Source organism: Mesorhizobium sp. WSM4841, from assembly GCF_055811515.1.
The window spans coordinates 1-21,979 of the sequence record NZ_JBVVQC010000024.1 but is presented as its reverse complement, the minus strand read 5'-3'; the positions used below and the strand labels follow the sequence as shown (position 1 = coordinate 21,979).

General features: G+C 62.9%; 23 protein-coding genes. 15 read left to right on the top strand and 8 right to left on the bottom strand.

Going from position 1 to position 21,979, the window contains the following annotated elements:
* Positions 1-22: 22 nt before the first annotated feature.
* Entirely contained in the window at positions 23-685 is a 663-nt protein-coding gene (locus AC0L14_RS24020; protein WP_473487147.1) for a hypothetical protein, read from the bottom strand.
* Between the two features lie 87 nt (positions 686-772).
* Here AC0L14_RS24020 and AC0L14_RS24015 point away from each other — a divergent pair, with 87 nt between their 5' ends.
* Entirely contained in the window at positions 773-1,471 is a 699-nt protein-coding gene (locus AC0L14_RS24015) for a type 1 glutamine amidotransferase (RefSeq protein ID WP_473750962.1), read from the top strand.
* Between the two features lie 284 nt (positions 1,472-1,755).
* The gene (locus tag AC0L14_RS24010) at positions 1,756-1,887 is read left to right on the top strand and encodes a hypothetical protein (RefSeq protein ID WP_258124092.1); all 132 of its coding nucleotides are present in this window, start codon (positions 1,756-1,758) and stop codon (positions 1,885-1,887) included.
* A gap of 71 nt (positions 1,888-1,958) precedes the next feature.
* On the opposite strand, the gene AC0L14_RS24005 is transcribed toward AC0L14_RS24010, so the two are convergent.
* On the bottom strand, positions 1,959-2,084 hold the full coding sequence (locus AC0L14_RS24005; RefSeq protein ID WP_473750929.1) for a hypothetical protein: 126 nt from the start codon (positions 2,082-2,084) through the stop codon (positions 1,959-1,961).
* Positions 2,085-2,128: 44 nt separating this feature from the next.
* On the opposite strand from AC0L14_RS24005, the gene AC0L14_RS24000 reads away from it, so the two are divergent.
* Together AC0L14_RS24000 and AC0L14_RS23995 are read left to right on the top strand one after the other, a co-directional pair.
* On the top strand, positions 2,129-2,488 hold the full coding sequence (locus tag AC0L14_RS24000; RefSeq protein ID WP_473750927.1) for a hypothetical protein: 360 nt from the start codon (positions 2,129-2,131) through the stop codon (positions 2,486-2,488).
* 131 nt (positions 2,489-2,619) lie between these two features.
* Complete coding sequence (locus AC0L14_RS23995; protein WP_473750925.1) at positions 2,620-3,372, top strand: hypothetical protein; 753 nt, start codon at positions 2,620-2,622, stop codon at positions 3,370-3,372.
* Positions 3,373-3,937: 565 nt separating this feature from the next.
* Here AC0L14_RS23995 and AC0L14_RS23990 read toward each other — a convergent pair.
* Genes AC0L14_RS23990 through AC0L14_RS23980 form a run of 3 tightly spaced genes read right to left on the bottom strand, consistent with a single transcriptional unit; the run spans position 3,938 to position 6,736 of the window.
* The gene (locus AC0L14_RS23990; protein ID WP_473487198.1) at positions 3,938-4,711 is read right to left on the bottom strand and encodes a metallophosphoesterase; all 774 of its coding nucleotides are present in this window, start codon (positions 4,709-4,711) and stop codon (positions 3,938-3,940) included.
* A gap of 35 nt (positions 4,712-4,746) precedes the next feature.
* Positions 4,747-5,883 (bottom strand): alpha-hydroxy acid oxidase, encoded by a 1,137-nt coding sequence (locus AC0L14_RS23985; protein WP_473750923.1) that lies wholly within the window; start codon positions 5,881-5,883, stop codon positions 4,747-4,749.
* Between the two features lie 49 nt (positions 5,884-5,932).
* Positions 5,933-6,736 carry a FadR/GntR family transcriptional regulator gene (locus AC0L14_RS23980; RefSeq protein ID WP_473487145.1) on the bottom strand — a complete coding sequence of 268 codons (804 nt, stop codon included), beginning with the start codon at positions 6,734-6,736 and terminating at the stop codon, positions 5,933-5,935.
* A 197-nt stretch (positions 6,737-6,933) separates the two neighbouring features.
* Here AC0L14_RS23980 and AC0L14_RS23975 point away from each other — a divergent pair, with 197 nt between their 5' ends.
* The 7 genes from AC0L14_RS23975 to AC0L14_RS23945 all read left to right on the top strand — a co-directional run bounded on the left by AC0L14_RS23975 (position 6,934) and on the right by AC0L14_RS23945 (position 14,447).
* The gene (locus tag AC0L14_RS23975) at positions 6,934-8,256 is read left to right on the top strand and encodes a DUF3422 family protein (protein WP_473528098.1); all 1,323 of its coding nucleotides are present in this window, start codon (positions 6,934-6,936) and stop codon (positions 8,254-8,256) included.
* Between the two features lie 411 nt (positions 8,257-8,667).
* Positions 8,668-10,164 (top strand): FAD-linked oxidase C-terminal domain-containing protein, encoded by a 1,497-nt coding sequence (locus AC0L14_RS23970; protein ID WP_473639045.1) that lies wholly within the window; start codon positions 8,668-8,670, stop codon positions 10,162-10,164.
* Between the two features lie 50 nt (positions 10,165-10,214).
* Positions 10,215-10,679: an endonuclease domain-containing protein gene (locus tag AC0L14_RS23965; RefSeq protein ID WP_473750921.1), complete on the top strand. Its 465-nt coding sequence runs from the start codon at positions 10,215-10,217 to the stop codon at positions 10,677-10,679.
* Positions 10,680-10,866: 187 nt separating this feature from the next.
* Positions 10,867-12,135: an FAD-binding protein gene (locus tag AC0L14_RS23960; RefSeq protein ID WP_473750920.1), complete on the top strand. Its 1,269-nt coding sequence runs from the start codon at positions 10,867-10,869 to the stop codon at positions 12,133-12,135.
* The gene (locus AC0L14_RS23955) at positions 12,132-12,548 is read left to right on the top strand and encodes a DUF4870 family protein (protein ID WP_473487141.1); all 417 of its coding nucleotides are present in this window, start codon (positions 12,132-12,134) and stop codon (positions 12,546-12,548) included. Before AC0L14_RS23960 ends, AC0L14_RS23955 begins: the two co-directional genes overlap by 4 nt.
* A 68-nt stretch (positions 12,549-12,616) precedes the next feature.
* Positions 12,617-13,918: a glycolate oxidase subunit GlcF gene (gene glcF / locus AC0L14_RS23950; protein ID WP_473487140.1), complete on the top strand. Its 1,302-nt coding sequence runs from the start codon at positions 12,617-12,619 to the stop codon at positions 13,916-13,918.
* 31 nt (positions 13,919-13,949) lie between these two features.
* Positions 13,950-14,447, top strand: a complete 498-nt coding sequence (locus tag AC0L14_RS23945) for a hypothetical protein (RefSeq protein WP_473528094.1) — start codon at positions 13,950-13,952, stop codon at positions 14,445-14,447.
* Between the two features lie 516 nt (positions 14,448-14,963).
* Here AC0L14_RS23945 and AC0L14_RS23940 read toward each other — a convergent pair.
* The gene (locus AC0L14_RS23940; protein WP_473528093.1) at positions 14,964-15,884 is read right to left on the bottom strand and encodes a bifunctional 5,10-methylenetetrahydrofolate dehydrogenase/5,10-methenyltetrahydrofolate cyclohydrolase; all 921 of its coding nucleotides are present in this window, start codon (positions 15,882-15,884) and stop codon (positions 14,964-14,966) included.
* A gap of 272 nt (positions 15,885-16,156) precedes the next feature.
* On the bottom strand, positions 16,157-16,903 hold the full coding sequence (locus AC0L14_RS23935) for a L,D-transpeptidase (protein ID WP_473487137.1): 747 nt from the start codon (positions 16,901-16,903) through the stop codon (positions 16,157-16,159).
* A gap of 211 nt (positions 16,904-17,114) precedes the next feature.
* Between AC0L14_RS23935 and AC0L14_RS23930 the strand changes: the two genes are divergently transcribed.
* Entirely contained in the window at positions 17,115-17,750 is a 636-nt protein-coding gene (locus AC0L14_RS23930) for a DNA-3-methyladenine glycosylase I (RefSeq protein ID WP_473528092.1), read from the top strand.
* Between the two features lie 52 nt (positions 17,751-17,802).
* Here AC0L14_RS23930 and AC0L14_RS23925 read toward each other — a convergent pair whose 3' ends face one another.
* The gene (locus AC0L14_RS23925) at positions 17,803-18,054 is read right to left on the bottom strand and encodes a hypothetical protein (RefSeq protein WP_473528091.1); all 252 of its coding nucleotides are present in this window, start codon (positions 18,052-18,054) and stop codon (positions 17,803-17,805) included.
* A 299-nt stretch (positions 18,055-18,353) separates the two neighbouring features.
* Here AC0L14_RS23925 and hisS point away from each other — a divergent pair, with 299 nt between their 5' ends.
* From hisS to hisG, 3 genes are all read left to right on the top strand, one after another.
* Positions 18,354-19,883, top strand: a complete 1,530-nt coding sequence (gene hisS / locus AC0L14_RS23920) for a histidine--tRNA ligase (RefSeq protein ID WP_473750917.1) — start codon at positions 18,354-18,356, stop codon at positions 19,881-19,883.
* A 174-nt stretch (positions 19,884-20,057) separates the two neighbouring features.
* Positions 20,058-21,179, top strand: a complete 1,122-nt coding sequence (locus tag AC0L14_RS23915; RefSeq protein ID WP_473750915.1) for an ATP phosphoribosyltransferase regulatory subunit — start codon at positions 20,058-20,060, stop codon at positions 21,177-21,179.
* The gene (hisG, locus tag AC0L14_RS23910) at positions 21,176-21,877 is read left to right on the top strand and encodes an ATP phosphoribosyltransferase (protein WP_473750914.1); all 702 of its coding nucleotides are present in this window, start codon (positions 21,176-21,178) and stop codon (positions 21,875-21,877) included. The genes AC0L14_RS23915 and hisG overlap by 4 nt, the downstream gene beginning before the upstream one ends.
* Positions 21,878-21,979: the final 102 nt, after the last annotated feature.

Sequence of the window (21,979 nt, the reverse complement as noted above, 5' to 3'; positions counted from 1 at the left end):
ATGGGCGAGCCAAACCTTGACGTCAAGCCTCAGCGCTCGCGTGCCAGACCGGTTCGTAGCCTTGCCTCAGCACGGAAACGGTGGTTGTCGGCGTGAGCAGGCGGATTGGGCGGTCGGCGAAGCCGCCGAACGCTACCGGTTCGCCCCCCACGCGATCACCATAGCCTGCGAACGACCAGCGCAGTGCCTTGCCGCCGCGCATCGCGTAGGCGTTGCCGCCGTCCGCAACCATGGCGCCGTCCGGCAACCCGGCAAGCTCTTCTGCAGATACGACCGGTGCCGGCCCACCCGACGCCAGCCGCTCCTTATGCAGGCGCTTGTCGACTTGCGGCGCACGCGGCTCGGCAATGCCGAAGGCCATGCCGAAGCGCTGGACGAAATCGCTGGCCCGGTCGCGCCGGCAGAAGAAGCAAGGCCGATGCCCGGCCGAGAGCGCGGTCACCTCGTCCAGGAAAAACAGCTCGGTCCAGCCGGCCTTGCCACCATTCCTGTTGCGGCCCATCGGCTCGCGCCGTACATCGCGGAATTCGCAGACGCAGATGATCCAGGCCTGCAGCGCCCAGCGCTTTTTCAGCAGCGTCTTCGTTTCGGGGTCATGGATGATGCCGCGATTGCCCATGAACAGGCCGCGCTCCGGCACGGCGTGGATGACGCCGAACGGGTCGACCCGATTCTGCAGTGGCATAGCTTTCTCCCCGAATACGCATCTTGGCCGGAATGACGGCAGCATGATATCGCTCGTCGCATCATTTTCATGTCAGCAGGTTTGTCGATGCGGGTGCTGGTGGTCCAGAATTTCGACAGTGAGGGCCTTGGCCAGATCGGCGCAGCTCTTGTCGAGGCGGGCGCCGATATCGACCTGCGCCGGCCCTATTGTGGCGAGGCGCTGCCGCACGACAGCACTGGGCACGACGCCATGGTCGTGCTCGGCGGCGCCCAGAATGCGCTGGACGACGAGATTTGCCCGTATTTTCCTGAACTGCTCGACCTGACGCGCGATTTTGCCGGCAAGGATCGCGCCGTGCTCGGTATCTGCCTTGGCAGCCAGCTGGTGGCTCGCGCCTTCGGCGGCGAGAACCGGATCGGCGGCGCCTCGGAATTCGGCTGGCACAAGGTCTCGCTCACTCCGGCGGCGAAGGCCGATCCGGTGTTCGCCGCGCTGCCCGAGAATTTCCCCATCTTCGAGTGGCACGACGACACCTTTGTGCTGCCAGAAGATGCCGTGCGGCTCGCCGGCAACGAAGTCGCCGAGAACCAGGCGTTTCGCATTGGCCGGGCCGTCTATGGCTTCCAGTTCCATTTCGAGGCGGACCGGCCGATGGTCCGCGACTGGAGCCGGGCCTTCGCCCCGCTCATAGCCGAGCGGCACCCTGACTGGAGCGACCGGCTCGACGACGAAATGGCCCGCAACGGAGCGGATGCCGATGCCGCCGGGCTGGCCATCGCCCGCGCCTGGGTGGCGACGATCTGACGGCTGTCGGTGCCGACGTTGCATATTTGGCACGCCGGCAAAAATCCGCTGTGGACGGCATGTTTCCTCCTTGGCTTGTGGCCGCCCGCTCCCCTAGAAGGCACGCGCTCTGCATCGTCCGTGCAACGCGATGAACCTTTTGTGTCACTCGCGCGACACACCGCCGATACAGAGACCGCCTAGAAGCGCGAAATCGTCGAAACCTTGAGACGCATTTTCCGTTTCAACCCATTCGTAACCCGCCTCGTGCACAGATGCAGAAAGCTCAACAAGAGATGACGTCCGTGAAAGCAGCGCTTCTGTCCTTTGTCATGTTGTCGGCCATCGTGTTGTGCGGCTTCGGCACCTACGCCGGCGACGCAGCCAACAACCACAACGCTGTCGACGGCTACGGCGTCACCGCCGCGCTTCGCTAGGGCGTGCCCTATAAATCGGGATTGCTCGGTAATCGCCGCCCAAATGTCCGCTTGCCCCCCGGGAGCCGCTTCTAACGGGTCACGTCGATGATCTCGAACCACGCCTGATCAGGCATGATTACTCGCTGAGAAGCCTCACCGATCAACTCAATGCAAAAATCAGTCAGTTCCTGCGCGGCGATGTAAACGCCGGCCATACGCTGGAACTGTCCGCGAAGATGCGCAATGTGGGGCTGCCAGTATGACAAAAATGAAAGCACTCATCCCAACTCGCCCGCTTTTTTGGGTCATTGTTTTTATCGCGACTTTTATCATCGCTGGAGAAATGTCTGTTTGCCGATCAGTTGCCTGCATGCGAAACTTATATGAAGTCGGCGACCGGATTTGCTATGAATCCACAAGCTCATTGTACTTGATAGGAGAGCGAGAGAATGGTCGATTTGCTGAAATTTACTTTTCAATAAGGCAGACGTTTCCCATCTGGCAGACTGTGGTTCGCAAAGGATACAAGGTGATTGGAGTTTTGGAGAGAGGCGCAGTCACTCCTTTTACAAAAGATATCTCCGATGAAAGTGAACGTTGTGTGGATATAACAAGTTAGAGGTCTGAAAGAATGGCAGAGCCATGCGGAGCCTCAATATCCCCACGTCGAAAGAGGCTATCCAACCTCGAAGAAACATGGCTGCACCTTTGCTACTCCGCATAAGCCTGCTTTGTGGCTGGTGTACGTGGATGACATGGATATTTGTTTGGTCAATCCACCCGGTAGCGGACTATGGCTGGGCACGTAACGTCGTCCTTATGGGATTGTTGTGGTTTTCCGGGCCGCTCATCGCTTTTGCCGTCTCGGTCGGCGCACTTCATCTGGGAAAAGCGGCATCATCTCGGTTGATGAAGCGAGCCGTCGCTGTTCACTTCTGGCTAAGTCTGATTGTTGCTCTGGTGGGATTGACCACATCCCACCTTGGCTACGTCTCCGGACTATTCATGTTGGTGGCCGCACTCGTCGATCTGCCGATCCTTGTGCTTGCGCCAAGCAGGGCTGATGACCCGATCGCGGGGAGGCTGCTCCATACGTCGATGGTGGTGTCGGTTGCGGGACCTGTTGTCGGCCTGTTTCTCTGGTCCGCCCTCAACGAGAAGATCGTGGAGTGGCGTGCACTTGCCGTAGCCGGTCCATATCCTTACTGCATACAGATACCCGCAGATTACCTTGGGCGGGCCAAGACAGTCACGCAATCGGCTGAATTGACGGGCCTGAGGATGCAAACGCCGTTCACAAACGGTGGTGGTTCCGAGGATTACCAGTTCGCGTTTCACGCAGTCCTGGTGGTCAGAAAGGGCGGCGGGAACCAGTTCTATAACTGGTCATACTTCGCCCAGAGCTTCGTGCCTGTTTCAGACTCTGCGGTAAAATCGCTCCATCTTCGTGCTGCTTGTGACCCAAGAGTTGCTTTTTTCGATGCGCTTACCCGTCCGTTCTAGACGACTCTCATGCCGCTTCGGGCTAGACACCAGGTTTATTCACAAGCGCTAAAGGGCCTGCGCGTGCAACAATGACAATTGGACGGTGCTTCAAAACAAATTTATGGGTCTTGGCGATCCTGGCTATTATAGTAGCAGGAGAGAATTCGATCTGCCGATCTGTCTCGTGCATGAGAGAAAATTACGCTGTTGGTGAGGAGGTCTGCTATTACACAACGTCGTCCTTCTCAATATTGATACATCCGGATCAAAATGGCGCTCTCGCGAAATCGTACTTTGCAATGAGGGATATAGTCTACCCTACAGAGCAGACCGCTGTAAGCAATAAAGACGACAAAGTTATTGGCCTGCTTGGAGCTGGTGACCTATTTCCTTTGGAGAAGGATGTTTCTAACAGAACAGACGGCTGTATGGTGGTTGAATGACACGGCAGGGGGCGCAGACGATGATTGAAAGAGCAGGACTGATTGCCGCTATGGTGCTCAGCCATGAAAACGTGTCACCGGCTTAATATGCCCGCGTGATACAGGACCGCGAAAAACAAAGCCTTGAAGCGCCACGCGCTTTAAGCCTTCTCGCCTGACACCACCAGGATACGCTTGTCGGCGCCGTCGACAACGAGCGCGCTGAGGTTCCCCGTCTGGTAGGCGAGCGTGTCGATATTGACGCGGTTGACCATCACTTCTGCCTCGGGCACCGGCGTGTGGCCATGCACCACGATCTTCGGATGCAGGCCGGAATGGTTGTGGAAGACATCGCGGATCCAGATCAGGTCCTGCGTGCTCTGACTTTCCAGCGCAATGCCTGGCCGGATGCCGGCATGGCAGAAGAAGAAGTCGCCGAACGTCAGTGAAAACGGCAGCGACTGCAGGAAGTCGACATGGCTTTTCGGCACGGCCTCGACCAGCGCGGCATGGCCTTGCCGCAGTGCCGCCTCGGACCTGCCAAACCACGCGCCGCCGCCTTCATTGATCGCCACGCCATAGGATTGCGCGGTCTGGATGCCGCCATAGCGTATGAAAAGCCCGTCCGGATCAGGGCTATCGAGAAAGTCGAGAAAGCCGATATCGTGGTTGCCGGCGAGCATCAGGTGGCGCGGGTCGCGTTTTCGCACTTCGATCAGGAAATCGATGACGCCCTTGGAGTCCGGGCCGCGGTCGACATAGTCGCCGAGATGGATGACACGCCAGTCGGCCGGCCGCGCCTGGCGGATCTCGACCGCAATCCGTCGGTACATGGCGGCGAGCAGGTCGAGCCGGCCATGCACGTCGCCGACCGCATAGATGCGCATGCCTTCCGGTCCGCGCGCGTCGAGAAAGTGGATGCCGGGGGTGGTCAATGCGTCCATCTCCGTGATCATGCCGTCACGGGCGTCTAACGCCGAAGCTGATCCTTGCCCATGTCGGTTACCAGACGCTTTCCGCACAGTGCCAGCGTTATGTCCATCTCCTTGCGGATGATTTCCAAGGCTTTTGTGACCCCTTCCTTGCCTAGCGCGCCGAGGCCGTAAAGGAAAGGCCGGCCGATATAGGTGCCCTTGGCGCCGAGGCACAGCGCCTTCAGAACGTCCTGGCCCGAGCGGATGCCGCCATCCATATGCACCTCGATCGTGTCGCCGACCGCGTCGGCGATCTCTTCCAGCACCTCGATCGACGACGGCGCACCGTCGAGCTGGCGTCCGCCATGATTGGAGACGATGATCGCGTCGGCGCCGGTCTTGGCTGCCATCAGCGCGTCTTCCTTGTCGAGGATGCCCTTCAGGATCAGCTTGCCGCCCCAGCGCTCCTTGATCCAGGCAACGTCCTTCCACGACAGATGCGGATCGAATTGCTCCGTCGTCCATGACGACAGCGAGGTGAGGTCGCCGACGCCCTTGGCGTGGCCGACGATGTTGCGGAAGGTCCGGCGCTTGGTCCCCACCATGCCGATGCACCAGCCCGGCCTGGTCGCCATCTGCCAGATGTGTTTCGGCGTGAAGCGCGGCGGCGCCGAAAGCCCGTTGCGGATATCCTTATGGCGCTGGCCGAGGATCTGCAGGTCGAGCGTCAGCACCAGCGCCGAGCACTTCGCCGCCTTCGCCCTGTCGATGAGACTGAGGACGAAATCCTGGTCGCGCAGCACATAGAGCTGGAACCAGAACGGCTTCTTGGTCACTGATGCAACATCCTCGATCGAGCAGATGCTCATCGTCGACAGCGTGAACGGCACGCCGAATTCCTCCGCCGCCTGCGCCGCCAGCATCTCGCCGTCGGGGTGCTGCATGCCGGTCATGCCGGTCGGCGCCAGCGCCACCGGCATCGCCACCTTCTCGCCGATCATGGTCGATTCCAGCGAGCGGTTGCTCATGTCGACCATCACGCGCTGGCGGAACTTGATCTTTTGGAAATCCTCCTCGTTGGCCCGGTAGGTGCTTTCGGTCCATCCACCGGAATCGGCATAGTCGAAGAACATCTTCGGCACGCGGCGGCGCGCCAGGTCCTTGAGATCGGCGATGGTAAGGATCATGCTCATGGGCTTCCCGCTGATTGTTCGTTAATTCGTCGTAATTCTTAGCCGGCTCTCACGAGCGTTTTCTTGCCGGCTCGCTGTCGGCGGCTTCGGAGCGCTGCATCAGCCTCAGCCGCGACACACGTTGCCAGTCGCCGCTGCGCTCGGCCTCGGCCATGGTGCGTTCGACATGGGTGATGTGGTCCATCGCCGCTTGCCGCGCGGCCGCCGGATCGCCGGCCTTCACCGCCGCGTAGATCGCCCGGTGCTGCGAGAGCAGCGCTTCGCGCGCGCCCGGCACGTTGAACACCAGGAGCCGGTTCTGGAAGACGCCCTCCGACAGCAGCCGGTAGCACGAGCGCAGCGTGTGCAACAGGATGATGTTGTGCGCGCATTCGCAGATCGCGTGGTGGAACTCGACGTCGACTTCCGCCTCGTCGTCGAAATTGCCGGTCCGGTGCGCCTCGTCCATGCGCGCCATGATGCGGTCGAGCAGCGCCAGGTCGTCTGATGTGACGCGCCGCGCCGCATACTCGGCCGCCACCGCCTCGATCTCGCGGCGGTATTCCAGATAGTCGGTCGCCGCCTTGCGGTGCATGGATATCAGGTCCGTCACCGGCTTGGTGAACAATTGGCCGATGACGTCGGCGACATGGGTGCCGCCGCCTGGCCGCGTGGTCAAAAGCCCGCGCCCCTCCAGCGCCTTCAGCGCATCGCGCAGGATCGGCCGCGACACCTCGAACCGGCGCGCCAGCTCGCGTTCTCCCGGCAGCCTGTCGCCGGTGCGCAGAACGCCTTCGAGGATCAGACTCTCGATCTGCTGCACCACCTCGTCGGCGGTGCGGGAATGCTCGATCCTGGAGAAAATGTCGCTCAACGGGGATGCCTGGGGATTGAACCGGTGACGCGCAAGATAAAGCCAGCGTCAGCAACTGGTCAAATTATTTATCCAATTCGCCCGCTTGGCCGGGTCCAGCCCCGTCGAGGCATATCGCTTTCGGCTAACTTGTCGTTTGCGTCCCCCGGCAATTGGCTCTAGAGGGACGCGAGTGCACCGAGCCCGGGGGACCAGCCGTGGCAGATGACCCGTCCAATCTCGAATTTCAGCCGCGCGTCGAGGGCAGCGTCATGGGCTTTCCCGCGCATGAGGGACGGCCTGGCGCGCTCGGCGAGGTTCACGCCCGTCCGCATCCGCTGGTCGAGAAACCGCGCGTGCTGGTGCAGCTTTCGTTCATGACCGAAGCTGGGTCCGGCGTCGACCAAGCCGTGCTTTCCGAATTGTCGCGGCGCCTCGGCATCGCCGTGCCTGACCCTCATGCCCGCCACCACGCGATGAAGTGGGGCAAGGGCTCGCTGCGCTGGGAACGGCACACGGAATTCTCCACCTATCTGTGGGAAGGACCGCTCTCGGAGAGCGGCCAGCGCCAGGAAGGTTCGCCTTTCGGCAACGGGTTTTCGCCGCCGGGAACGGTGATTTCCGGCATCAGGCTCGAAATCCGCAAATGGACGCAGGCGAGCGAAAGGCTGATCGCCGGCTTCGACCCGACCAGCCTGTGCTATTCGCTGGTCGAGCGCGGCAACGCCGCCATCGTCACCGATTTCCGCCAGGACGGTGACGGCATGACCCGCATGCTGGTGCTCGACCGCGGCCTGACGCCGGCACGCACCGGCGCGCTGGCGCAACGGCTGATCGATATCGAAACCTACCGCACGCTGGCCATGCTTGGCCTGCCGCTGGCGCTGATGCTGTCCGGTCGCGCGCGCCGCATTGAGGACAGGCTGGCACAGACCACACTGGAAATGAAAGTCGCCGAAACCCGCGACAACCAGACGCTGCTTGCCGACCTGACCGAGCTTGCCGCCGAACTGGAGGCCGATGCAGCCTCCAGCCTCTATCGCTTCGGCGCCAGCCGCGCCTATGACGGCATCGTCCGCGAACGGCTGGAGGCGCTGGAAGAAGAGGCGGTGCCCGGCTACGACACCTGGGGCGGATTCCTGCAGCGCCGCGTCGCCCCAGCCATGCGCACCTGCCGTTCGGTCGAGGAGCGTCAGGCCAATCTGTCGACGAAGCTCACCCGCGCCACCACGCTGCTGCGCACCTGGGTCGACGTCGAGGTCGAGAAGCAGAACCGCGATCTGCTGGCGTCGATGAACAATCGCGCCCGCCTGCAATTGCGGCTGCAGCAGACGGTGGAAGGGCTCTCGGTCGCCGCCGTCTCCTATTATGTCGTCGGCCTGATCGGCTACGTCGCCAAGGGTGCCTCGATCTTCGGCCATGCCTTCGCGCCCGAGGTCGTCACCGCCGCCTCGGTGCCGCTCGCCATCCTGCTGGTCTGGTGGGGCGTGCGCCGTGTGCGCCGCCTGCACTCCGAACCCGCCAAGCAGGCAGCGGAGTAAAAGCCTTACCCTCCCCCTTGTGGGGAGGGTCGGCGAGCAAGCTGAGCGAAGCGAAGTTTGCGAAACGGGGTGGGGATGCTCATAAAGCGCGTCCCTCTCGCCGACCCCCACCCGCTCACTTCGTTCGCGACCCTCCCCACAAGGGGGGTGATTGGACCGGGACATCGCGCTCGTGTCCTCGAATGGCATCTCGAACCTCCCGGCGCAAAGCGCGCCAAACTGTTCGCGATGTCCTCGCACACCTGTTCGCGATGTCCCGGTCCAAACAAGGGAGAGGGTAAAACTGCAGCGGCAGATTGTCGCCGCGGAAGGCGGTGCAGGTGTCGGCTCCGATTTCGGCCAAAGCAGGATTTGCAACAGGCGCCTGCCGCTGGTAAAAGATTTTTACCAGTCGATCGAAGGAGACTGTTGATGTCCGGCCTGCTGATGCCGAAGCCAGACGACGCCACGATGCGCCGGCGCGACGAGATCGTCGCCGATATGCGCATTATCGTGCCCGGCGAGGGCGTCGTCGACGCGACCAATTCGATGCGCGCCTTCGAGAGCGACGGCCTCACCGCCTATCGGCAATTGCCGCTGGTCGTGGTGCTGCCCGAAACGGTGGCGCAGGTCTCGCGCGTGCTGAAATATTGCAACGACCGCAACATCCGCGTTGTGCCGCGCGGTTCCGGCACCTCTCTGTCCGGCGGCGCGCTGCCGCTGGAAGACGCCGTGCTGCTGGTGATGAGCAGGTTCAACCGCATTCTCGAGATCGATTTTCCCAACCGCATCGTCGTCGCCCAGCCGGGCGTCACCAATCTCGGCATCACCACCGCCGTCGAGCAGGAGGGCTTTTATTACGCCCCCGATCCATCCTCCCAGATCGCCTGCTCGATCGGCGGCAATGTCGCGGAGAATTCCGGCGGCGTGCATTGCCTGAAATACGGCCTCACCGCCAATAATGTGCTCGGCATCGAGATGGTGCTGATGAACGGCGAGGTGGTGCGGCTCGGCGGCAAGCATCTCGATGCGGAAGGCTACGACCTGCTCGGGGTGATGACCGGTTCCGAAGGGCTGCTCGGCGTCGTCACCGAGGTCACCGTGCGCATACTGAAGAAGCCGGAGACGGCGCGCGCGCTGCTGATCGGCTTCCCGACCAGCGAGCAGGGCGGCCAATGCGTCGCCGACATCATCGGCGCCGGCATCATCCCGGGCGGCATGGAGATGATGGACCGCCCGGCGATCCACGCGGCCGAGGATTTCGTCCATGTCGGCTATCCCATGGATGTCGAGGCGCTGCTGATCGTCGAACTCGACGGGCCGGGCGTCGAGGTCGATCATTTGATCGGCCTGGTTGAGGCGATCGCCTATAGGAACGGCTCGACCACATGCCGCATCTCGCAATCGGAGCAGGAGCGGCTGAGCTTCTGGGCCGGCCGCAAGGCTGCCTTTCCGGCGGTCGGCCGCATTTCGCCAGACTATTACTGCATGGACGGCACCATCCCGCGCAAGGAACTGCCGCGGGTGCTGCACGGCATGCGCGAACTCTCCGAAAAATACGGGCTCGGCGTCGCCAATGTTTTCCATGCCGGCGACGGCAATCTGCATCCGCTCATCCTCTATGACGCCAATGTGCCGGGCGAGCTCGACAAGGCGGAAAGTTTCGGCGCCGACATTTTGCGGCTCTGCGTCAAGGTCGGCGGCGTGCTGACCGGCGAGCACGGCGTGGGGGTGGAGAAGCGTGACCTGATGCCGGAAATGTTCAACCAGATCGACCTCGACCAGCAGATGCGGGTCAAATGCGCTTTCGACCCCAACCATCTGCTCAATCCGGGCAAGGTGTTTCCGCAGCTGCGGCGCTGCGCCGAGCTCGGACGCATGCACGTGCATCGCGGCCAGACGGCGTTTCCGGACATTCCGAGGTTTTGATGGTAGCGTCGCGGAATGGCGGTTCCTCGCCCCCGCAAAGCGGGGGAGAGGTGGCTCGGGCGAAGCCCGAGACGGAGAGGGGGGCGACCGATGCGCCTAGCCGGCGTTCACCGGAAAAAATCGCCCGCGCCCGCGCACTTCGGCGCGGCGATAATCAGGCGGAAGCGACCCTCTGGAACGAACTGAAGGCCAAAAGGCTAGGCGGGTACAAATTCGTACGCCAGATGCCGATTGGACCGTATTTCGCAGACTTTACGTGCCGGAGCGAACGGCTGGTCGTGGAGTTGGACGGAAGTCAGCATGCCGACAGTTCCTACGATCGACGGCGCGATGAATTCATGCGCGGTGAAGGGTTCTCGGTGATACGATTCTGGAACTTCGACGTTCTGAAAAAACCGAGGAGCGTCTGCGAGACCATTCTCGCGGCACTGGAAGGGCGATTGGCTAAAGACGTGTCTGCCCCTGACCTGAGGTTCGTTTTTGCGGCCAAGAAGATTGGGGGTGACGCCCTATGATTGCCCCCTCTCCGGTTTGCTTCGCAAACCACCTCTCCCCCACTCTGTGGGGGCGAGGAACCCAAGATTTTCAGACAATGTCGTTCCGGGATAAGGGTTCCTCTCCCCCGCTAAGCGGGGGAGAGGTGGCTCGGGCGAAGCCCGAGACGGAGAGGGGGTCTGCGGTCGATGCGCGCCCAGGTTCACCATGACCACCTTCACCCCCTCCAGCACCGCCGAAACCCTCGCCACCGTCGCCTGGGCTGCCGCGGAAGAATCGCCGCTCGAAATTCTTGGCCATGGCTCCAAGCGCGGCATCGGCCGTCCGCTGCAGACCGAACACACGCTCGACCTGTCGAAACTTTCCGGTGTCACGCTCTACGAACCGGCCGAACTGGTGCTGTCGGCGAAAGCCGGCACGCCGCTCGCAGAGATCGAAACACTGCTCGCCGAAAACGGCCAGCAGCTCGCCTTCGAGCCGCTGGATTATGGCCCGCTGCTCGGCGGCGAACTCGGCCAAGGGGGCAAGAGCGGCACGATCGGCGGCGTGCTGGCCGCGAACCTTTGCGGCCCGCGCCGGCTGAAGGCCGGGGCGGCGCGCGACCATATTCTCGGCATAGCAGCGGTTTCGGGTCGGGGCGAGGCGTTCAAGTCGGGCGGTCGCGTGGTCAAGAACGTCACCGGCTACGACCTCTCCAAGCTCATGGCCAACAGCTGGGGCACGCTTGCCGTCCTCACCGACGTCACCTTCAAGGTGCTGCCATCAGCCGAGACCGAAGTCACGCTCGCTTTGCGCGGCCTGCTCGACGATCATGCCGCTGCCGCCATGGCGCTGGCGCTCGGCTCCAGCGCCGAAGTGTCGAGCGCTGCCCATCTTCCCGAACGCGTTGCCGCACGGGTCGCCGGCGGCAGTCTCGGCAGCGCCGCGGCGACATTGCTGCGCATCGAGGGCTTCGGTCCGTCTGTTGCCTACCGCATCGCCGCGCTGAAAGACCTGCTCGGAAAAGCCGGGCCGTTCAAGGAAATTTCGGGCGAGATCTCGCGCTCCGTCTGGCTCGATATCCGCGATTGTGCGCCGTTTGCCGACGGCAGCGAAAAGCCGGTGTGGCGCGTGTCGATGGCGCCGGCGCAAGGCCACCAGATGGTGCTGGCGCTGCGCATGCAGGCGGCCGTCGATGCCTTTTATGACTGGCAGGGCGGACTGATCTGGCTGCGCATGGAGCATGGCGATCCCGAAGCCGATCTTCTGCGCGGACTGCTGAGGCAGTATGGCGGCGGCCATGCGACGCTGGTGCGCGCCGCCCCTTCGCATCGCGCCGCTGTGCCGGTGTTCGAGCCGCAGGCGCCGCAACTGGCAGCGTTGTCGGCCAGGCTCAAAGCCGAATTCGATCCCAAGAATATCCTCAATCCCGGCCGTATGGCGGCGGCGGCAAGCTCTGCTACTCTTGGCCCGGCAACCGAGGGAGCAGCATCATGAGCGACATCAATCCAGGCCCGGCTGATTCAGGCCCGGCTGATTCAAAAAAGCCCGCACCGCGCCAGACCGACCGCTGGCTGGAGCCGGGTTCGACCAACGCACTGGTCATCTACATCCTTTATCTCGCCAGCCTCGTCATCGGCGTCACCGGTATTGTCGGCATCGTTCTGACCTATATCAACCGCGGCAAGGCTGGCGGCTTCGTCGAGAGCCACTACACATTCCTGATCCGCACCTTCTGGATCGGCCTGCTTTATGCCCTGATTTCGGTTGTGCTGATGATGGTGGCGATAGGCGTCGTGCTGATTTTCGCCGTCGTCGTCTGGTTCATCGCCCGCTGCATTCTCGGCCTGCAGGCGCTGCAGCGTGGCGAGGCGGTCAAAGACCCGGAAAGTTGGTTCCTCGGATTGTAGAGCATGATCCCGAAAAGTGGGAACCGGTTTTCGGAAAAGATCATGCTCAAACGGTAAGGACTTTTTGCGTGCAGACCAATTTCTCAGCTGCCCAGCTTGCCGATCCGCATGTCGCGGAATCGGAAAAGATCCTGCGCAAATGCGTGCATTGCGGCTTCTGCACGGCCACCTGTCCGACCTATGTGACGCTTGGCAACGAGCTGGATTCGCCGCGCGGGCGGATCTACCTGATCAAGGATATGCTGGAGAACGGCCGCCCCGCCGATAAGGAGATCGTCACCCATATCGACCGCTGCCTGTCCTGCCTCGCCTGCATGACAACCTGCCCGTCAGGCGTCAACTACATGCATCTGGTCGACCATGCCCGCGCCCATATCGAGGAGACGTACAAGCGCCCGCTGCCCGATCGGCTGACGCGCGCCATGCTGGCCTTGGTCCTGCCTTATCCCTCGCGCTTTCGCGCTGCGCTCAAGCTGGCGAGGCTCGCGCAGCCATTCGCCGGTCTGTTCGAAAAGATCCAGGCGCTGATGCCGCTGGGCGCGATGCTCAAGCTCGCCCCGGCGTCGATTCCCGCGGCCTCGCCAATGGCTTCGCCGGGCATCCATGCCGGGCAGGGCGCAACAAAAAACGGCCGCGTCGCCATTCTCACCGGCTGCGCACAATCCGTGCTGGATCCCGCCATCAACGACACGACGATCGCGCTGCTGACGCGGCTCGGCGTCGATGTCGTGGTTCCTGAGGGCGAGGGCTGCTGCGGCGCGCTGGTCCATCACATGGGGCGCGAGGAGGCAGCCCTTGCCTCGGCCAGGCGCAATGTCGACGCCTGGACACGCGCGATCGACCAGGGCGGGCTGGATGCCATCGTCATCACCGCGTCCGGCTGCGGCACCACGATCAAGGACTACGGCTTCATGCTGCGCCTCGATCCGGCCTATGCCGAAAAGGCGGCGCGGGTGTCGGCGCTGGCCAAGGACATCACCGAATATCTCGTGAGCCTCGACCTGCCCGAGCCGGTGCGCAAGCCCGGCACGATCGTCGCCTATCACTCCGCCTGCTCGATGCAGCACGGCCAAAAAATCACCCGCCAGCCGAAGGAGCTTCTGGCCAAAGCCGGCTTCATCGTGCGCGAACCGCGCGAGGGGCATTTGTGCTGCGGCTCGGCCGGCACCTACAACATCCTGCAATCCGAGATTTCGGCTCAGCTGCGTGACCGCAAGGTCAGGAATATCGAGGCGACGGGTGCAGAAATCGTCGCCACCGGCAACATCGGCTGCATCACCCAGATCGCCTCGGCTGCGAAGCTGCCGGTGGTGCACACGATAAAACTGCTCGACTGGGCCTATGGTGGCGAACCACCAAGAATGAGTTGATTGCGGCCCACCTACTAATGAGAATGCAGAAGTGCTCGATTCAGAGTCCGAAGAGATTGAAACCATCGTTCGGTTGCTATCGGACGGGTCGCGCACGACGATCCAGGCCCGCTATAGCGAATGCCAGACAATCATCGCTCTGCATCTCAAGGACGGGTCCGAATTCCTATTTGAGCTGATAAAGGCAGCAGTCGAAGCCGACGTTCACCAGACCAATCTGATTGACGACGTGATTTCGTTTCTCGACGACACGCATTTGGCCCGTCTGGCATTTTTTCTGCAAGGAAAAGTGAAACGCGAAATAGACGTCGAGGATCTGGTTGCTCACGTCGCCTTGCAGGCGCCGGAATTGTTGCCAGCCAGCACCTTGGGCGACATTCCCGATTTCGCAGACTGGCTGACGCATGATGATCCTCATTCGCCGCCCGCGTGCCATCACTTCATCTTTGAGGAGGGCGCTCCGAGCGACATGTCGTTTCCGACGCATCGCAACCATCCCACCTGGCACCTGCCGGAGGCAGGACCGTAATTTGCGGTTGGCGGCGAGGGGATGGCCACCTGTCCGGCTTGCGGCAACAGGCTGGTGCATCTCGTCACCTTGAACGATCTTGGAGGGCAAAGAGGCGCATTTCCTCGGCTCCGCCTTGAAACTTGCGAGGGGTCTCTCGAGCCGACCTACTATTCCCATAACGCCGCCGGGGTGCCGACACCGATCGCGCCGTTCCATTCCTCCGATGACTTCGCTTCCGAACGAGCGACCAAGGAGAGCATCGCCCGTCTGGCGCCGACGCCGCAGCGATGGCTCAGGCAGTCGTACGGGATAAGCAATTCAAGGCAAAACCTGTTTCGGCTTGGCGGGCTGCCCTCATGGATTCAGGGGCCCCAGTTTCCAGTCGTTCCCGGAACGGACCGGAAAATGAAATTTCTTCTTCAGTTCGATTCACTCGCCGGCTTGTGCTGGGGCAGCGGTGGGATGCTTTACGTCTTTTGGGATGAGGATAGCCGGATCACATGCCATCTGCCGCAATACACGTGACGCCACCAGCTACTCCGCCGCGAGCCTCTCCGCCGTCCCGTAGGTCGCCTGGTAGCGCGCGCGTTGCCGGCTGAGCGCTACCATCGTGTTGCGCAAAAGGATCGCCACTGTGATGGGGCCGACGCCGCCTGGCACCGGCGTGATCCATGACGCCACCTCCTTGACGCTCTCGGCGTCGACGTCGCCGACGATGCGGCTCTCCCCGTCCGGTCCTGTCTCGGCATTGATGCCGATGTCGATGACGGCTGCACCAGGCTTGACCATGTCGGCCTTGATCAGCCGCGGCCTGCCGACGGCGACGAACAGCGCGTCGGCGCGGCGCGCATGCGCTGCCACCGAGCGCGTCATGTGATGGCAGACCGTCACCGTCGCGCCCTCGCTCATCAGCAGGAAGGCGATCGGCTTGCCGACGATCTCGGAGTGACCGACGATGACGACCTCGAGCCCCTTCAGATCGAGACCGGTCTCCTTGAGCAGTTCGACCGAGGCTGCCGCCGTGCACGGCGCGAGGTCGAGCTGGTTATAGACGATGTTGCCGATCGAAGCCGGATGCATGCCCTCGACATCCTTGAGCGGATGCACCGCCGCCTGAAGGATCTTGATCGGGATATGCGCCGGCACCGGCCGCTGGATGATGATACCGGTGACGCGCGGATCGGAATTCAGGCCGTGGATCGCCGCTTCGAGTTCGCCGGCGGTGATGTCGGCGGCAAACCGCCTTTCCTCGAAGCCGATACCGGCCAATGCCGCCTTGGCGCGCTGGTTGCGCACATAGACATCGACTGCAGCTGTGTCGCCGACGGTAATCGATATCAGGTTGGGCGGAAAACCTTCGGCGGTGGCGACCGCTGCATCCTCGCGCACGGCAGCGATGATGCGTTGGGCGACCGGGCCGCCTTTGAGATAGCGGCTGTCATCGGACAGGGACATGGAGATAGGCCTTTGTCTGGAAGCGTTGCAGCCGACATAGCAAAATAACGAGAAGAATGGCAGCGAGAATGCGAACCGCCATACCTCTGGCGCGACGTACCGGCCAAGCCTGATCCCGCCACGCCTGATCCTATCGTTTCCCAGAAACAAAAAGGGCAGCGCGGCAAACCGCGCTGCCCTTTCGTGACTGACCGCATCCCCACACGGCCCGTCCCCCGTATCCGATGATCCAGAGTCTTCTGGACAGAATCGACGATAAAATCAACTGCAGATTACATCACCACAACCGTCGTGCCAACATCGACCCGCTCATAGAGGTCGACGACGTCCTCGTTGCGCATGCGAATGCAGCCGGACGACACCGCGCCGCCGATCGTCCAGGGTTGGTTGGTGCCGTGGATGCGGTATTCCGTCGAGCCGAGATAAAGCGCGCGCGCGCCGAGCGGGTTTTCCATGCCGCCGGCAAGATAGGTCGGCAGATAGCGGCCCTTGGCGGCCTCGCGGGCGATCATCACCGCTGGCGGGCGCCAGTCCGGCCACACGCGCTTGTTGCTGATCTTGTGCGTGCCGGCCCATTCGAAGCCCGGCTTGCCGGTGCCGACGCCATAGCGCCGCGCCTTGCCGTTGTTCTCGACTAGGTAGAGAAAATTCTCCCTCGTATCGATGACGATCGTGCCCGGCTTCTCCGGACCGTCATAGGCGACTTCCTGCGGCAGGTAGATCGGGTTGATCTGCGGGCGCGCCACCAGGCGCTTCTTGGCCGGCGCCTGCATCGCCGCCGTGTGCAGCTGAGCCGGTTGCGCCTGCCGTTGAGAACGGCGCTGCGGCTTTTGCATCTCTTGCCGGTTCTGGCGGACGATGCCCGGCGCGCGGCCAAGCTGCAGCACCCAGGGCGCCGAAAGGTCGGGGCTCACCATCACCGGCGGCCTGTCAGCATAGCGGTCGTTGGCGCTGGAGGATGTAGCGGCAGTGGCCAGCACGGCTGCCGCGCCGAGCAGCGGGAACAAAAATGTCTTCATCGGAACGCACCTTGATCGTCGAACACGCCGGGCGCAAAAGCGTCCCCGGTTCGCGGACATTGGGCGCGGAGCAGCAACCGAAACATGAATCGGAATGCGTAAAATGCTCCATTGTCAGTAAAGCTTTCGGTGTGGTTACCGGCCGGTTCAGGAATCTGGTAAAGCCGCGGTAAAGGCAGCGCTGAGGCGCATTAACGAATGGAATTCCGCCATGGATGAGAAGACAGGCCTGCTCGCCGGCCCCGATGGTATCGCGCGCTGCTTCTGGCACGGCAATCTGCCGGATTATCTGCACTACCACGATCATGAATGGGGCCGGCCGGTCACCGACGACCGCAGGCTGTTCGAAAAGATCTGTCTCGAAGGCTTTCAATCGGGCCTGTCCTGGCTGACCATATTGCGCAAGCGCGAGAACTTCCGCGAGGCGTTCGCCGGCTTCGATGTCGACAAGATCGCCGCCTTTACCGACGAGGATGTCGAGCGCCTGCTCGGCAATGCCGGCATCATCCGCCACCGCGGCAAGATCGTCTCGACTATCAACAACGCCAAGCGCGCGCGTGAATTGGCCGACGAGGCCGGCTCACTGGCGGCCTGGTTCTGGAAGTTCGAACCCAGCCCGGACGAACGGCCCGAAATCGTCGATCTCGCCCATCTGCGCGCCAACCCGACCACGGCGGTCTCGGTGCGGATTTCGAAGGAATTGAAAAAGCGCGGCTGGAGCTTTGTCGGCCCGACCACCGTCTACGCCTTCATGCAGGCCATGGGGCTGGTCAACGACCATCTGGAGGGCTGCGTCTGCCGTGAGCAGGTCGAGGCGGAGCGCAAGGCGTTCAAGCGGCCGAAGTAGCATCCTTCTTGCCTTCTCCCACAAGGGGAGAAGGAAAGGAGCACTCAAAAACTCAAGCGCCGCTGGCGCCCGCGAGAACGAGCCCGGCGACGATGGCCGCCACGGTGGCGAAGGCCGGATAGATGACCAGCAGGCCAGTTATCAGCGCATCGCGCATGGTCGGTCCCGTACGCTTGTCTGCGGCAACCTCGAATGGTCCCGCCATTTGGGCTGCAGGTCTCGGTGCATGATGATCGGCCGGCCGCAGCCGGAGCAGCTCGCGGGCGCCGCTGTCGATGATGTCGAATTTCCGTGCCGTGGTCATGGCCCGAACCCCTTGTTTCGGCGTGCTTTATCGGCTGCGAGTGTGTCGGTACGATGCCGCGCTCATGGCGGAATTGTTTCAGCTTTTTCCTTCTCCCCTTGTAGGAGAAGGTGGATCGGCGCGCAGCGCCGAGACGGTTGAGGGGTGTTGGACGGAGCGCGGTCGATGCCAAGCTGGAGCACCCCTCATCCGAACGGGGGAGAAGGCAGGGCGGCAAACCCTTGCCGCGCCAAGCCCCATCGGTTAGGACACGCCCACTCGAAATAAGTCAGTTTTTACTTAGCAAAAAGACCCATGCCATGGCCGACAAATCGGAAAAGATGAAAGCGCGGCTGCCGCGCGGGCTTGTCGACCGCGGCGCAGACGATATCCGCGCCGTCGAGAAGATGATGGCGACGATCCGCTCGGTCTATGAGCTGTACGGCTTCGAGCCGGTCGACCAGCCGCTGATCGAATACACCGATGCGCTGGGCAAATTTTTGCCCGACCAGGACCGGCCGAACGAGGGCGTGTTCTCGTTCCAGGACGACGACGACCAGTGGCTGTCGCTGCGTTACGACCTGACGGCGCCGATGGCGCGCTTCGTCGCCGAGAATTACGAGCGCCTGCCGAAACCCTATCGCAGCTACCGCTCCGGCTGGGTGTTCCGCAACGAGAAGCCCGGCCCCGGTCGCTTCCGCCAGTTCATGCAGTTCGACGCCGATACTGTGGGCACGCCGGGTGTGGCGGCGGACGCCGAGATGGCGATGATGATGGCCGACGTGATGGAGGCGCTCGGCATCAAACGCGGCGACTACGTCATCCGCGTCAACAACCGCAAGGTGCTCGATGGCGTGCTCGAGGCGATCAACCTTGGCGGCAATGAGAATATTGGTCGCCGGTTGCAGGTGCTCAGGGCGATCGACAAGCTGGACAAGTTTGGACCGGAAGGCGTCAAGCTTTTGCTGGGCAAAGGTCGTTGGGACGGCGGTAAAGAGGGCGAGGGGGATTTCACAAAGGGGGCTGGGCTAGACGAAGTCCAAGCAGCGTTCGTTGTCGCCGTCGTTCTTCACAACCAACACGTTGAGGCTAGGCTCAAAAACGATGTAGGAAAATGGAACAGGGCACTAGAGGCCAACCACACCGCCGAAGCAGGATTTGCTGAACTCAAAGAGATTGAAGCGCTTGTCCTGGCTGCCGGCTATGGTCCGGACCGCATCCGCATCGATCCCTCGGTCGTTCGTGGCCTCGAATATTACACCGGTCCGGTCTACGAAGCCGAGCTCCTGGCCGAGATCCCCAATGAAGAGGGAAAAATCGTGCGCTTCGGTTCGGTCGGCGGTGGTGGCCGTTATGACGGCCTTGTCTCGCGCTTCCGCGGCGAGCCGGTGCCGGCGACCGGCTTTTCCATCGGCGTCTCACGCCTGATGACGGCGCTGAAGAACCTCGGCAAGCTCGATACGTCAGATGTGATCGCACCGGTCGTCGTGCTCACCATGGACAAGGATACGGACAGCCTCGGCCGCTACCAGAAGATGGTGGCCGGGCTGCGTGCCGCCGGCATCCGCTCCGAAATGTATCTCGGCGGCGCCGGCATGAAGGCGCAGCTCAAATATGCCGACCGCCGCGGCAGCCCGGTCGCCATCATCCAGGGCGGCGACGAGCGCGCCAAAGGCGAGGTGCAGATCAAGGATCTGATCGAAGGCGCCCGCATGTCGGCTGAAATCGCCGACAACGCCGAATGGCGCGCGGCACGGCCGGCGCAGGTGACGGCGGCGGAAAGCGAGCTGGTCGCCGAGGTCAGGAAGATACTTGCGGCGCAGGCCGAGGAGCGGGCGCGTGGCAAGTAGGACGCCAGTCTTCCCTTCTCCCCTTGTGGGAGAAGGTGGCCGAGCGAAGCTCGGTCGGATGAGGGGTGTTGGAAGAAACTCAACGCCGGTGCTCCGTCCAGCACCCCTCATCCGTCTTGGCGCTTCGCGCCAATCCACCTTCTCCCACAGGGGGAGAAGGGAAGGGCGCCTGCCATGACCTCCCGCTACCCCGCCATCGCATCAGACATCACAAAACTCTTCGCCGCGCGAAACACCCATGCGGTCGAGGTGGCGGTGCTGCAGCCGGCCGACCCATTCCTCGACATGGCGGGAGAGGATCTGCGCCGCCGCATTTTCCTCACCGAAAGCGAGACCGGCCTCACACTTTGCCTGCGGCCCGAGTTCACCATTCCGGTCTGCCTCGACCACATCGCCAGCCAGGCCGGCACGCCGCGCCGTTATTCCTATCTCGGCGAGGTGTTTCGCCAGCGCCGCGAGGGCGGCAATGAGTTCTTCCAGGCCGGCATCGAGGATCTCGGCGATAGCGACACGGCCGCCGCCGATGCGCGTTCGCTGGCCGATGCGCATGCGCTGCTTTCGCTGGTGCTGCCGGACCAGGCACTGGCGATCACGCTCGGCGACCAGACCATATTCGAAGCGGTACTCGCTGCGCTCGGCCTGCCGCGCGGTTGGCGCATGCGGCTGGCGCGGGCCTTCGGTTCGGCGGCGATGCTGGAGGCAGCGCTTGCCGACCTTGCCAACCCGCCGCGCAACGGCCAGCTCGCCGGCCCGGTCGCCGCGCTTGTCATCGACGGCGATCTGGAAGCGCTTTCGTCGCACATCGCCGGCGGCATGGAGCAAGCGGGTCTGTCGGCGTCGGCCGGACGCTCGCCGGCCGACATTGCGCGCCGTCTGATCGAGAAGGCCGAACTGCGCAGCGTCCGGCTGTCGAAAGCGGCGTTTTCGGCGCTGAAGGATTTTCTGGCGATCGATGTGGCGCTCGACGGCGCCGCACTGGCGCTCGAAACCTTCGCGGCCGAAGCCGGCCTTTCGCTGGGTGCGGCGCTGGACAATTTTTCCGCACGCGCCAAGGCGATCGAATCTCTTGGCCTGCCCGCGGCAAAAATCCGCTACGATGCCGCCTTCGGCCGTCCGCTCGATTACTACACCGGTCTGGTCTTCGAGATCGCGGCGCAAAACAGCGACCGCCCGCTGGCCGGCGGCGGCCGCTACGACCGCTTGCTGACGCTGCTCGGCGCGAAAACGCCGATCCCCGGCGTCGGCTTTTCCGTCTGGCTCGACCGCATCGAGGCGTTGCGGGAGAAGGCGCAATGATCACGCTGGCGATCCCGTCGAAGGGCCGGCTCAAGGAGCAGGCGCTGGAGGTACTGGCCAAGGCCGGGCTTGCCGTCAGCCTGCCCGGCGACGAGCGCAAATACCGCGCCCGCATCGAAGGTGTGGAGAGCGTCGAGGTGGCGTTTCTGTCGGCGTCCGAAATATCAGGCGAGATCGGCCAGGGCTCGGTCGACCTCGGCATCACCGGCGAGGATCTGTTGCGCGAAAGCCTCGCCGACTGGGAGGCGCGCGCGGAGATCGTCGCCCGCCTCGGTTTCGGCAATGCCGACGTCGTGGTGGCGGTGCCCGACATCTGGCTCGACGTCGATACGATGGCCGATCTCGACGATGTCGCCGCCGATTTCCGCCAGCGCCACGGCAGGCGGCTCAGGATCGCCACCAAATACTGGCGGCTGACCCAGCAGTTCTTTTCGCAAAAGCACGGCATCCAGGTCTATCGCATCGTCGAGAGTCTGGGCGCCACCGAAGGCGCGCCGGCGGCGGGATTGGCCGATATCGTCGTCGACATCACCACGTCAGGCTCGACACTGCGCGCCAATCACCTGAAGGTGCTGGCCGACGGCGTCATCCTGCGCTCGCAAGCCTGCCTCGTCGCGTCGCGGAAGCCGCGTGCGGCGGCCGACGAGGCAATCCTGCGCGATATCGCGGCGAAAATGAACGCTCTCCCTCCCCCTTGAGGGGAGGGTGCCTCGCGGAGCGAGGCGGGTGGGGGCGGCTGACGTAGAGCCCAGCCGCCCCGCCCCCCCCCCGGCCACCCCCCGGGGGCGCGCTGCCCCCCC

What these genes read in the sequence shown, in the direction of transcription:
- AC0L14_RS24020 (WP_473487147.1), bottom strand. Translation starts at nt 685, where the DNA reads ATGCCACTGCAGAATCGGGTCGACCCGTTCGGCGTCATCCACGCCGTG.
- AC0L14_RS24015 (WP_473750962.1), top strand. Translation starts at nt 773, where the DNA reads ATGCGGGTGCTGGTGGTCCAGAATTTCGACAGTGAGGGCCTTGGCCAG.
- AC0L14_RS24005 (WP_473750929.1), bottom strand. Translation starts at nt 2,084, where the DNA reads ATGGCCGGCGTTTACATCGCCGCGCAGGAACTGACTGATTTTTGCATT.
- AC0L14_RS24000 (WP_473750927.1), top strand. Translation starts at nt 2,129, where the DNA reads ATGACAAAAATGAAAGCACTCATCCCAACTCGCCCGCTTTTTTGGGTC.
- AC0L14_RS23995 (WP_473750925.1), top strand. Translation starts at nt 2,620, where the DNA reads ATGACATGGATATTTGTTTGGTCAATCCACCCGGTAGCGGACTATGGC.
- AC0L14_RS23985 (WP_473750923.1), bottom strand. Translation starts at nt 5,883, where the DNA reads ATGAGCATGATCCTTACCATCGCCGATCTCAAGGACCTGGCGCGCCGC.
- AC0L14_RS23970 (WP_473639045.1), top strand. Translation starts at nt 8,668, where the DNA reads ATGTCCGGCCTGCTGATGCCGAAGCCAGACGACGCCACGATGCGCCGG.
- AC0L14_RS23960 (WP_473750920.1), top strand. Translation starts at nt 10,867, where the DNA reads ATGACCACCTTCACCCCCTCCAGCACCGCCGAAACCCTCGCCACCGTC.
- AC0L14_RS23955 (WP_473487141.1), top strand. Translation starts at nt 12,132, where the DNA reads ATGAGCGACATCAATCCAGGCCCGGCTGATTCAGGCCCGGCTGATTCA.
- AC0L14_RS23940 (WP_473528093.1), bottom strand. Translation starts at nt 15,884, where the DNA reads ATGTCCCTGTCCGATGACAGCCGCTATCTCAAAGGCGGCCCGGTCGCC.
- AC0L14_RS23935 (WP_473487137.1), bottom strand. Translation starts at nt 16,903, where the DNA reads ATGAAGACATTTTTGTTCCCGCTGCTCGGCGCGGCAGCCGTGCTGGCC.
- AC0L14_RS23930 (WP_473528092.1), top strand. Translation starts at nt 17,115, where the DNA reads ATGGATGAGAAGACAGGCCTGCTCGCCGGCCCCGATGGTATCGCGCGC.
- AC0L14_RS23925 (WP_473528091.1), bottom strand. Translation starts at nt 18,054, where the DNA reads ATGACCACGGCACGGAAATTCGACATCATCGACAGCGGCGCCCGCGAG.
- hisS (WP_473750917.1), top strand. Translation starts at nt 18,354, where the DNA reads ATGGCCGACAAATCGGAAAAGATGAAAGCGCGGCTGCCGCGCGGGCTT.
- AC0L14_RS23915 (WP_473750915.1), top strand. Translation starts at nt 20,058, where the DNA reads ATGACCTCCCGCTACCCCGCCATCGCATCAGACATCACAAAACTCTTC.
- hisG (WP_473750914.1), top strand. Translation starts at nt 21,176, where the DNA reads ATGATCACGCTGGCGATCCCGTCGAAGGGCCGGCTCAAGGAGCAGGCG.